At 67.0% G+C, this 11,668-nt stretch carries 11 protein-coding genes; 4 read left to right on the forward strand and 7 right to left on the reverse strand.

Annotation, left to right across the window (positions count from 1 at the left end; genetic code table 11):
* Positions 1-52 precede the first annotated feature (52 nt).
* From der to AC0CH8_RS18345, 7 genes are all read right to left on the reverse strand, one after another.
* Positions 53-1,417: a ribosome biogenesis GTPase Der gene (gene der, locus AC0CH8_RS18315; protein ID WP_465241115.1), complete on the reverse strand. Its 1,365-nt coding sequence runs from the start codon at positions 1,415-1,417 to the stop codon at positions 53-55.
* A 284-nt stretch (positions 1,418-1,701) separates the two neighbouring features.
* On the reverse strand, positions 1,702-3,027 hold the full coding sequence (locus AC0CH8_RS18320) for an outer membrane protein assembly factor BamB family protein (protein WP_204198743.1): 1,326 nt from the start codon (positions 3,025-3,027) through the stop codon (positions 1,702-1,704).
* Positions 3,024-3,737, reverse strand: a complete 714-nt coding sequence (locus tag AC0CH8_RS18325; protein ID WP_204198742.1) for a tetratricopeptide repeat protein — start codon at positions 3,735-3,737, stop codon at positions 3,024-3,026. Before AC0CH8_RS18325 ends, AC0CH8_RS18320 begins: the two co-directional genes overlap by 4 nt.
* A gap of 96 nt (positions 3,738-3,833) precedes the next feature.
* Complete coding sequence (gene panB / locus AC0CH8_RS18330; RefSeq protein ID WP_465241116.1) at positions 3,834-4,694, reverse strand: 3-methyl-2-oxobutanoate hydroxymethyltransferase; 861 nt, start codon at positions 4,692-4,694, stop codon at positions 3,834-3,836.
* Positions 4,695-4,718: 24 nt separating this feature from the next.
* Positions 4,719-5,153, reverse strand: a complete 435-nt coding sequence (locus AC0CH8_RS18335) for a hypothetical protein (protein ID WP_465241117.1) — start codon at positions 5,151-5,153, stop codon at positions 4,719-4,721.
* A gap of 61 nt (positions 5,154-5,214) precedes the next feature.
* Positions 5,215-5,562 carry an ArsC family reductase gene (locus AC0CH8_RS18340; protein WP_465241118.1) on the reverse strand — a complete coding sequence of 116 codons (348 nt, stop codon included), beginning with the start codon at positions 5,560-5,562 and terminating at the stop codon, positions 5,215-5,217.
* A gap of 129 nt (positions 5,563-5,691) precedes the next feature.
* A complete protein-coding gene (locus AC0CH8_RS18345; protein WP_465241119.1) occupies positions 5,692-6,483 on the reverse strand; it encodes an energy transducer TonB in 792 nt (263 codons plus the stop codon).
* Between the two features lie 299 nt (positions 6,484-6,782).
* Between AC0CH8_RS18345 and AC0CH8_RS18350 the strand changes: the two genes are divergently transcribed.
* The 4 genes from AC0CH8_RS18350 (at position 6,783) to AC0CH8_RS18365 (ending at position 11,633) form a co-directional block, all read left to right on the forward strand.
* A complete protein-coding gene (locus AC0CH8_RS18350; protein WP_465241120.1) occupies positions 6,783-8,831 on the forward strand; it encodes an NAD(+) synthase in 2,049 nt (682 codons plus the stop codon).
* 99 nt (positions 8,832-8,930) lie between these two features.
* A complete protein-coding gene (locus tag AC0CH8_RS18355) occupies positions 8,931-9,806 on the forward strand; it encodes a CDP-alcohol phosphatidyltransferase family protein (protein ID WP_465241121.1) in 876 nt (291 codons plus the stop codon).
* A complete protein-coding gene (locus AC0CH8_RS18360; RefSeq protein ID WP_465241122.1) occupies positions 9,806-10,897 on the forward strand; it encodes an inositol-3-phosphate synthase in 1,092 nt (363 codons plus the stop codon). Before AC0CH8_RS18355 ends, AC0CH8_RS18360 begins: the two co-directional genes overlap by 1 nt.
* A gap of 1 nt (position 10,898) precedes the next feature.
* Entirely contained in the window at positions 10,899-11,633 is a 735-nt protein-coding gene (locus tag AC0CH8_RS18365) for a phosphocholine cytidylyltransferase family protein (protein WP_465241123.1), read from the forward strand.
* Positions 11,634-11,668: the final 35 nt, after the last annotated feature.

Below are 11,668 nucleotides of genomic sequence, written 5' to 3' on the forward strand. Positions count from 1 at the left end.
CGACCTATAGCCGGAACGGGTAAAGCAATGGTTGCGAACAGACCGGTAACTTTTATGGATCGAACGGGTTTTTGGGTGCGCGCAGCGTCAGTCGCACGGGAACTGCGCCGAACCCGAGCTCCTTGCGCATCGAATTGACCAGATACCGTTCGTAACTGGCCGGAAGCTGGTCGACGCGGGTGCCGAAGATCACGAAGCTGGGCGGTCGCGTCTTCACCTGCGTGACGTAGCGCATCTTGATCCGCTTTCCCCCGGCGGCCGGCGGCGGATTGGCGTCGATCGCGCGCTCGAACCAGCGGTTGAGTTCGCCCGTCCCGACACGCTTCGACCACGCGTCGCGCGCCTCGAACGCCGCACCGATCATCTGGTCGATGCCGCGCCCGGTCGCACCGGACACGGTGACGACGGTGACGCCCTTCACCTGGCTCAGCCCGTCCTCCAGCGCGCGCTTGACGCCGTTGAACAGCGACGACGCATTCTCCGCGACATCCCATTTATTCAGCGCGATGATCAGCGCCCGACCTTCCTCCAGCACACGATCGGCGATGCGCAGATCCTGCGCCTCCAGTCCGAGCGTTGCGTCGAGCAGCAGCACGACGACCTCCGCAAAATCGACGGCGTGCAGCGCGTCGGCAACGGACAACTTCTCCAGCTTGTCCTGCACCTTGGCACGTTTGCGCATGCCCGCCGTGTCGATCAGCCGCACCGGATGCTCGCCGCCGCCCGGCGGATGCCAGACCCAGTCGATCGCGATCGAGTCGCGTGTGATCCCCGCCTCCGGGCCGGTAATCAGCCGGTCCTGCCCCAGGATGCGGTTGATCAGCGTCGACTTCCCCGCGTTCGGTCGCCCGACGATCGCCAGCTTCAGCGGGGCATCGGGCCGGTCGTCATCCTCTTCCTCGACGTCCGTCTCGGCACCCTCGATCAGCGGTAACAAGGCTTCGAACAGGTCGCCCAGCCCTTCGCCATGCTCGGCCGACACCTGGACGGGATCACCGAAACCCAGTGACAGCGACTCGAGGATGCCCTGCTCGCCGCTCCGCCCCTCGGCCTTGTTCGCGACCAGGATCACCGGCGTGCTCGACTGGCGCAGCCACCGCGCGATCTCCTCGTCCAGGGGAACGATGCCCGCGCGCGAGTCGAACAGGAACAGCGCCACGTCCGCCTGCGCCACCGCCGCCTCGGTCTGCAACCGCATCCGGCCGGGCAGCGTCTCCGCATCGTGATCCTCGTACCCGGCGGTATCGATGATGCGGAAGTCCATGCCCAGCAAATGGGCGTCCCCCTCGCGGCGGTCGCGAGTCACCCCCGGGCGGTCGTCGACCAGCGCGAGTTTCTTACCGACGAGGCGATTGAACAAAGTCGACTTGCCGACATTGGGCCGGCCGACGATCGCGACCACGGGGAGTTTTGGCATGATGCCTGCCGTAGCGGAGGTGGCGGTCCGCTAAAACCCCTGTTGCGAGTCGGGAGGCGTAGCGGCCACCCGCTACCGAATTCTAGCCGTCGCCCCAGCAAACGCTGGGATCTTCCTGAGGAGAGGGCCTCTTGGACCACCACAAGGCCCCAGCTTTCGCCGCGGTGACGCCGTGTCGGGAGGGACGCGTGAACCCAGCGACCGCGTAGCGACGGCAACCGCACTACCCCGCAACGACCAAAAAATGGCGGCGGCCCGGCGCACCCGCCAGACCGACCGCCCCTTCACCGATACGCCGAAACCCGCCCGCGCTGGTCCACCGTGTACACCGTCGAGTTCGCCACGATCGGCGGCAGGGCGAACGGCGTGCCCGTCTCCACCGTCTGCCCCACCGCGCCGTCCGTCGGCGAGACGAACACCAACTGCCCGCGCGAGTTGGTCAGCACCAGCCGGTCGCCCGCCAGTACCGGCCCGAACCACGTGATCGGCCCCGACCGCTTCTTGATGTTGCGGAACCGCGGCAGTTGCGCCAGCCAGCGTGCCTTGCCGCTGGCCCGCGACAGGCACGCGAGCCGCGCGTCGTCGGTCACCACGAACAGCCATTCGCCCGCGATCCACGGCGTGGAGATGCCGGCGAGGTTCTGCTCCCAAAGGCGCTGGCCCGTCGCCAGTTCCAGCGCGACCATGCGCCCGCCCTGCCCGACCGCGTAGACGCGTCCGCCCTCGATCACCGGCTCCGCATCGATGTCCGCGAGGCTTGATACCGAGGTCGTGATCGACGTGCGCGACAGCGCGTCCTGCCACAGCACGCGGCCATTCTCGTACCGGTATGCGCTCAGCTCGCCCGACGAGAAGCCGGCGACGACCGATCCCTGGCTGGCGGACGGCGCGGCGACGCCGAACACGCCCTGCGTCTCCAGCGTCCCCGCCTGCACCCACTGCACCTTGCCGTCGGTCTGGCCGAGCGAGAAGATCTGGTTGTCCTGCGAAATCACGTACACGTTGCCGTTGGCAACCGTCGGACTGCCACGCAGCGGTCCGCCCGGCTTCGAGCGCCACAGTTCCTTGCCGTCCGCGGCGTTCAGCGCGACGACGTCGCCCAGCCCGTCGGTGGCGTACAGCTTCGCCTCCTCGTAACTGACGCCGCCACCGAAGCGCGCGCTGCGGTTCTCGTCGTTGGAGGTGATCTTCTGCGACCACAGCACCGCGCCGGTCTGTGCATCGAAGGCGTGCACGACCGCGTCGACATCGATGATGAACAGCTTGCCGTCCGCGACCACCGGCGTCGCCGCCAGCCGTTCGCGATTGGAACCGCCGTTGATCGTCGCCTGCCAGACCCGCCCCGGGTTCGCCGCCAGCGCCAGATGCCCCATCGACTTGGCCGCATTGCCGCCCGGCTGCGTCCATGCGTCGTTCGCCGCCGCCGCCGGCAGCGCGACCGCGATGTCCACCATCGTCGGATCGGCCTTGACGTCGTTCTCCGACGTCAGGATCGGCACGCGCTCACCCAGCGTCGGCGTCTTCTTGGCGCCACCGCCGGAAAAGATGCCGCACGCACTCAGTGCGGTCAGCGCCAGCAACAGGGCCGGCGCGCGAAAGGACTTCATCATCGGGCTTCCTGATTTGCGGCCGCGCCTGCGGGAACGGGTACGGCGTCGACGCCCATCGCGCCGGCCATCTGAACGGCGCGTTGACGCAGCGATTCGGGCACGCCCTCGTCGCGCGCGATCTGCGCGAACAGCTGCCCCGCGAGGTCGCGACGGCCGGCGTTCAGGTGGCTGATCGCGACCATCTCGCCCGCGCTGCCGAGGAACGCGCTGCCCGGCACCGCCAGCGGTCGCAGCCGCTCGATCACGACCTGCGGCTTCAGCGTGTCGAACTCGGCACTGGTCTGCCGGACCAGCGCGAGATCGCGGAACGGCTTGCCCAGCGAAGTGTCGCTCGCGACCTCCGCGAACTTGGCCGCTGCGCCCTTCAGGTCGTTCTTCTGCAACAGGATATCGGCCTGCGTGAACTTCGCCAGAGCGCGGTATCCGTCGCGCCCGTCCGTCGCCAGCGTCGCCAGCGTCGGCTGCGCGCCGGTGACGTTGCCCGATCCCAGTGCCTCGAACGCCTGCGACAATTGCACGCCCTGCTCGCCCGCGGCCTCGGTCTGGCGGTGCTGCCAGTACAGGAACCCGCCGAACGCCGCGAGCGCCAGCACCAGCACGGCGGCGGCCAGCTTGCCCCAGCGGGTCCAGAAATCGGTCATCCGGTCGCGCCGGACGCCTTCGTCGACTTCGCGGAGAAAGGCTTCGTTATCGTGCGGCGAGAGGGCCAAGCAGCGGCTCCAAAAGACAGGAAAGGTTGATCGCGCGCCATAGCCGGGGACGCGCGCAAGGGGAAGCGGGGGTTGAACCTCGATCAGGAACGGCGGTCAGTCCTTCGGCGCATACACCTGATCCGGTCCCGGAAACGCGCGCGACCGCACCTCAGCGGCAAAGGTCGCCGCCGCCGCGTCGATCCGCGACGCGAGGTCGTCGTACCGCTTCACGAAGCGCGGCACCCGATCGAACAGGCCCAGCATGTCCTCGCCCACCAGCACCTGACCGTCGCACTGCGCCGACGCACCGATGCCGATCGTCGGACAATCGACCGCCTCCGTGATCGCCACCGCGATTGGCTCCACGACGCCCTCGATCACGATCGCGAACGCACCCGCCTCCGCGACCGCCTTGGCATCGGCGACGATCTTCGCCGCCTCCGCCTCGGTCCGGCCCCGCGCGCCGTAACCGCCCAGCACGTTCACCGCCTGCGGCGTCAGCCCGACATGTCCCATCACGGGAATTCCGCGCTCCGTCAGGAAGCGCACGGTCGGTGCCATCGCCTCCCCGCCCTCCAGCTTCACCGCCGCCGCACTCGTTTCCTTCAACAGCCGCGCCGCGCTCGCAAAGGCCTGTTCGGGGGACGCTTCGTAGCTGCCGAACGGCATGTCGATCACGACCACCGCGTGATAGCTGCCCCGGACCACCGCCGCGCCGTGCGCCGCCATCATCTCCAGCGTCACCGGCACCGTCGACGGCAATCCGTAGACAACCTGCCCCAGACTGTCGCCAACCAGCAGCATGTCGCAATGCGGATCGAGCAACTGCGCCGTCCGCACCGTATAGGCGGTCAGCATCACCAGCGGCTCCGCACCTTTCCGCCGCCGGATCGCCGGGACGGTCAGGCGTTTGATCGGCGCAGGCGTGGGGTTGGCGCGGCTGGTCGCCGTATCTAGCGTGTAGGTCGTGGACATGGCCCGCGGTGTAGCGCCGCCGCCTCAGCCGATCCAGCCACGCCGCACGGCTATACCGGCAAGCCATAGCTGCAGAACGGCGATCGCGAAGATCACGACCGGAAATCCCGTCGCGAGCGGGATGCCCTTCACCGCGATGATGTCCGTCGCCAGGAACATCCAGCCGAACATCACCACGACCCCGATCAGCGACACTGCGAACACCGGCCGTGCCAGCGCCGACCCCAGCAACAGCATCGCCGCACCGACCAGCCCCGCACCCACCGCGATCAGATACACCCAGTCATACCAGCCCGGCAGGCTCGCGTAGAGCCCGCGATCATACGCCGTCGCCGGCCCCATCGCCTCCGCACCCAACCGCACATGCTGCACCCAAGCGAACACGCCCATCGCGCCCCACAGGATCAGCAGCACGCCCAAGGTGCGAAACCACAAGGGTGTTTTCGTCCAACCCGCCATCACATCCTCTTCTATTATCGAGAAGCGATGCTGCGCCAGCAACGATCGTTACGCAAGCGGCTCAACCGAATTGCGCGGCGTATTCCTCCGCGTCGAAACCGACGAGCAGCGCGTCGCCCGCCTCCACCACCGGCCGCCGGATCGCCGAGGGATGCGCGATCATCAACGCGGTGGCCTTATCCGCATCCAGATCCCCCCGCTCCTCTTCCGGCAATTTGCGGAACGTCGTCCCGCGACGGTTGAGCAGCGTCTCCCACCCCAGCCGCGCAACCCACCCCGCCAGCCGCTCCGCATCGACGCCCACCGTCTTGTAATCATGGAACGCGTACGCCGTGCCGTTCGCATCGAGCCACGCCCGCGCCTTCTTCACCGTGTCGCAGTTGCGGATGCCGTACATCGTGATCGTCATCGTGAGTCCGTCGTCCTGAAGTGGAAGCATTGGAGAAAGGGGAATGTGGAACCGGCCGGATAAGCGGGCATCGTTCGATGCGGTGGCCGCCCCGTAAATACAAAGCCCAGTCGCACGATATCAGGCCGATCAATCCAGCGGAGGCGTCCAATGCACCGACCGCGAGCTCCACACGCGAACGGGCTTGCCATTCTCATCCAGCGCCGGACGAAACAGGGTTCGCTTGACCAGCGAGTCACACGTGGCGGCGTCAAGGGAAGGAACGCCGGACGATCCGGTGACGATGCACCGTCCGATGGTGCCGGACGGCTCCATCGAGTAGAGGATGCTCACGATGCCGGCTTGACGTGTCTTTCTGGCATCGGCGGGATAATCGCTCTGCGAAATTGTCGACTCTTTGCCGGCGATCGCCTTGGGTGGCGTCACGAAGCGACCGAAATCTTCAGGGTCGACGCCAAAACCCGCGAGCCGGCTCTTTCTGCATTCGCCGAGGGCGGACTGCACCGCGCCGAAGTCGACCGCGCTGAACAATGCCGCCCGATCACGTTCGCTTAGGCCGAATGTCGAAGCGGAGGACATCGTCCGGTTCAGATCCGAAGGAACCTCGGCCAGTATCTCTACTCCCGCCAACAAACGCGAAGGGACGTGAACGGCTCGCGTCTCGACAGGCTTCATCTCGCCAATCGCGATCGACGCCTTGCCGGCCGCATAAAGATCATGGCGATCACCTTCGTCGATGTAGCCGACCCTGAGCTCGTCACTCTCCAGTCGCTGGCTCATCATCAGCACCAGTTTCTTGTCGGCATACTGAAACCGACGCGTCCCCACACAGCGGCTGCCGTCGGCACCGACTTTCCAAATTTCAACGGGCTGATACACATTCCCGGTGGCGGCGACCGCCTGATACCCGATCGTCATCATGCATAGGATAAGCCATGCGCGCCGGACGCCAGGTTTCATCATCATCCTTTCGCCAACCGGTCGTCAGCATGACCATAGCCCCGCTGGGATCAATAGCTGCTCCATGACGGGGCCGCCAGACTTGGCCGAACGTCCTGCAAACGCCTTCTGTAGAAGCAGGCCGAACCCACTTACCGGGCCGAATTTCGTCCGCGACGGCAACTACATGTCGCTATCGTAAGGTGCACAAGCACCCACCCGCCCAACCCGACCATCCTGAATCATAGCGCCCCGCCCTCACCCGCGCTATTCCGCCGGCCATGACCACGCACCCGTTCTACGCTTTACACCGCCAGCGCATGGTCCGGGTCGCCGCGGCGACGCCGCCGGCCAGTGTCGGCGATGCGCCCGCCAATGCGGCGGCGGCGATCGCGCTCGCCCGGACCGCGCATGATCGCGGCGTCGACTTCGTCGTGTTCCCGGAACTGAACCTGACCAGCTACGCGATCGACGATCTGCACCTGCAATCGGCGCAACAAAGCGCGTCGCTGGCGGCGATCGTCGCGGTCCGCGACGCCAGCCGCGACCTGAAGCCAGTGTTGATCGTCGGCGCGGCGATCGAGCGGGCGGGTCGCCTCTACAATTGCGCGGTCGTCATCGCGCGCGGTCGTATCCTCGGCGTGGTGCCCAAGACGTTCCTGCCCAACTACCGCGAATATTACGAGAAGCGTTGGTTCGTCAGCGGCGCGGGCCTGACCGGCCTGACGATCGCGATCGACGGCGAGGACGTACCCTTCGGCGTCGACCTGTTCTTCGCGGCGACCGACCTGCCCTTCTTCACCTTCCACGCGGAAATCTGCGAGGATTACTGGGCTCCCACGCCGCCCTCCACCGCCGGCGCGCTGGCCGGGGCGCTGATCTGCTGCAACCTGTCGGCCAGCAACATCGTCATCGGCAAGGCGCGGGAACGGGCGATGCTCGCCGCCGCCCAGTCGGCCCGCGCGATCTGCGCCTATGTCTATTCCGCCGCCGGTCCGGGCGAGAGCACCACCGACCTGTCATGGGACGGCCAGGGGCTGATCTACGAACTCGGCGAACTGCTCGCCGGGTCGAGCCGCTTCGGCCACGCGCCCGAACTCGCGGTCGCCGACATCGATGCCGAGCGGCTGTTGCAGGAGCGGACCCGCTTCGGCACCTTCAACGATGCGGCGATGTTCGCCGGCCATCCCGAAACCCGCTTCCGCCGGATCGCCTTCACGCACGGCGAGGATGGGAACGACGCCAGCCTCGAACGCGATGTCCGCCGCTTTCCGTTCGTTCCCAACGACCCGGACAAGCGCGACGCCGACTGTTATGAGGCGTTCAACATCCAGGTCGAGGGATTGGCGAAGCGCCTGTCCGCGACCGGATCGAAGACGCTGGTGATCGGCGTGTCGGGTGGGCTCGATTCCACGCACGCGCTGATCGTTGCCGCAAAGGCGATGGACCGGCTCGACCGGCCGCGCTCCGACATCCTCGGCTTCACGATGCCCGGTTTCGCCACCGGCGAGGGCACCAAGGCGCATGCCTGGGCGCTGATGCGCGCGCTCGGCATCGTCGCGGACGAGATCAACATCCGCCCCGCCGCAACCCAGATGCTCAAGGACATGGATCACCCGTTCGGACGCGGCGAACCGGTCTACGACGTGACCTTCGAGAATGTTCAGGCGGGCCTGCGCACGGATTATCTGTTCCGTCTCGCCAATCAGCGCGGCGGGCTGGTGCTCGGCACCGGCGATCTCAGCGAACTGGCGCTCGGCTGGTGTACCTATGGCGTCGGCGACCACATGAGCCATTATGCGATCAACGCCGGCGTGCCGAAGACGCTGATCCAGTTCCTGATCCGCTGGTGCATCCGCACCGGCCAGTATGACGAGGCCACCAACCAGGTGCTCGCCGGCATTCTGGCGCAGGAGATCAGCCCCGAACTGGTACCCGCCGGGGCGGACGGCGCGCTGCAATCGACCGAGTCGAAGATCGGACCCTATGCGCTCAACGACTTCTTCGCGCATTACGTGCTGCGCCACGGCCTCGCCCCGTCGAAGATCGCGTTCCTGGCGTGGCATGCGTGGCGCGACGCGGACGCGGGGCGCTGGCCCGCGGACTTCCCAGAGGATGCGCGCGTCGCCTACGACCTGCCCACGATCCGGTTCTGGCTGGAAAAATTCCTCGATCGCTTCTTCCGCACCAGCCAGTTCAAGCGCTCGGCACTTCCCAACGGGCCGAAGGTGTCGTCGGGCGGCGCGGTCAGCCCGCGGGGCGATTGGCGAGCGCCGTCGGACGGCACCGCGCGCGTCTGGCTCGACGAACTCGCGGCCAACTGCCCATAAAGCCAAGGTTTTGGGAAGCGACGAACCGTTAACGATTAGCCGATTGTTACCAATTCGCCACGTTGCCAAATGTTCCTGGCTGGAGCATGTGAAAATCCCATGACAGTGCCTCCACCGGACGGGTCGCGCGATCGCCGGATCGAGGACCCATCCAATCTCTGGCTGATCCATCCCACCGGGCGTCTCTTGCTGCCCTGGGGGATTCGGCGCGGCGTGTCCGCCAATGCGGTCTCGGTGGCCGGCCTCGCGCTCGGCGCTGCGGCGGCGCTCAGCTATGCGCAATTCGACCGGCCGTTCTTCGAACTGCTGGGACTGGTGCTGTCGATCGGCTGGCTGATTGCCGACGGCCTCGACGGGATGGTCGCACGCGCGACCGGCACATCGAGCGCGCTCGGGCGGATGCTCGACGGGTTGTGCGACCACGGCGTCTTCGCGCTGATCTACGTCTCGCTCGCCTTCACGGTCGGCACGGTCGAGGGCTGGGTTCTCGCCACCGCCGCCGGTATCGCCCACGCGGTGCAATCGAGCCTGTACGAAGGTGAGCGCACCCGTTTCCATCGCCGCATCAAGGGCGTGGCACGCATGGCGGTGCCGACCGCGGCCGGCAACGCACTGGTCCGCTTCTACGACTGGTTCGCCGGCGTTCCCGACCGCATGGCCGGCGCGTTCGAGCGCGACTTGGCGGGCAGCGCCGATCCCGTCGCGCTCGGCCGCCGCTACGGCGATGCCGCGGTACCGCCGATGCGGCTCCTGTCGCTGGAAACCGCGAACATGCGGGTGCTGGCGATTTTCGTGGCATGCCTTATGGGCGACCCGCGTCTTTTCTGGTGGTTCGAGATCGTACCGCTCACATTCGTCGCGATCGCCGGCCTCGCCTGGCATCGCCGGGTGGAGCGGACGTTCCGGAACCACATCTCTCCAGCCGCGACCGAGGCGTCGGCGGCACAGTATCTTGTCAAGGAACAGGGACAATAATGGGCACTATCCGTATCGCGATCGTCGGGATCGGCAACTGCGCCAGCTCGCTCGTGCAGGGCCTGGAATATTACCGCGAAGGCACCAACGACGCCGTGGGGCTGATGCACTGGGAAGTCGGCGGCTATAAGCCGAGCGACATCAAGGTCGTCGCTGCGTGGGACGTCGACCAGCGCAAGGTCGGCAAGGACGTGGCGGAGGCGGTCTTCGCCAAGCCGAACTGCACCGCCGTGTTCGCCGCGAACCTGCCCGCCACCGGCACCATCGTGAAGATGGGCGCGGTGCTGGACGGCGTCGCCGAACACATGGCCGACTTCAAGGAGGATCGCACCTTCATCGTCGCCAACGACACGCAGCCGACCAAGGAACAGGTCGTGGCCGAGCTGAAGGCGTCGGGTGCCGACGTGCTGATGAACTATCTGCCCGTCGGCAGCCAGGAGGCGACCGAGTTCTACGCCGAATGCGCGATCGAGGCAGGCGTCGCCTTCGTCAACAACATCCCCGTCTTCATCGCGTCGAACCCGGTCTGGGCGAAGCGGTTCGAGGATGCCGGCGTGCCGATCGTCGGTGACGACATCAAGGCTCAGCTGGGTGCGACGATCGTCCACCGCGTGCTGACCGACCTGTTCGCCAAGCGCGGCGTGAAGCTGGACCGCACCTACCAGCTCAACACCGGCGGCAACACCGACTTCCTCAATATGTCGAACCACCGCCGTCTGGCGTCGAAGAAGATCAGCAAGACGGAGGCGGTGCAGTCCGTCGCCGCCGAGCGTCTGGACGACGACAACGTGCACATCGGCCCCAGCGATTACGTGCCTTGGCAGAACGACAACAAGGTCTGCTTCCTGCGCATGGAAGGCCAGCTGTTCGGTGGCGTCCCCATGAACCTGGAGCTGCGCCTGTCGGTTGAGGATTCGCCGAACTCCGCGGGCGTCGCGATCGACATGATCCGTTGCGCCAAGATCGCGGCCGACCGCGGTATCGGCGGCGTCATCGACCCCGCCTCGGCCTATTTCTGCAAGCATCCGCGCACGCAGATGACCGACGACATCGCCCAGATCGAGGTCGAGAAGTTCATCGCGGCCGCGTGACGTGAACGACACCGGGGCGATCACGACGGGCGTCCTGCTCGCCGCCGGCCACGGCAGCCGCTTGCGGGGCAGCGCGCCCTACAAGCCGCTATGCCCGGTCGGCGGTCGCCCCCTGATCGACCACGCGCTGTGCGGCATGGCGGAGGCTGGGCTGACTCGCGCGGTCGTCGTGCTCGGCTACGGCGCGGAGGCGATCGCCGATCACCTCTCTTCGCGCGACTGGCCGCTGACGGTCGACACCGTCATGACCCGCGACCACCGCGAGCCCAACGGTGTCTCCGTCCTCGCGGCAGCCCCGGCCTTGCGCGGCGAGGAAGCGGTACTGGCGATGTGCGACCATCTGGTCTCGCCCAGCCTCTATGCCCGCCTCGCCGCGACCGGCGCGCGCGGCGGCACGACGCTGGGCATCGACCGCCGCCTTGGCCATCCCTGGGTCGATCCCGACGACGTCACCTGGGTCCGCACCCGCGGCGATGCGATCGTCGAGATCGGCAAACTCGCGGCGGGCGGCATGGCCGATGCTGACGCCTACGACACCGGCGTCTTCGCGATCGGCCCGGCGCTGTTCGATGCGCTCGCCAGCCTCGCCGCACCGTCGCTGACCGACGGCATGCGCCTGCTCGCTGCCGACGCCCGCGCCTTCACCGTGGATTGCAGCGACCTCGACTGGATCGACGTCGACGACGCGGCGGCGCTCGCAAAAGCCGAAGACTGGATGCTCGCGCGGGCCGCTTAATCTCTCCCCTCCGAAGAGGGAGGGAGGGAGGGAGG

It is taken from the genome of Sphingomonas sp. AC435, from assembly GCF_979253005.1.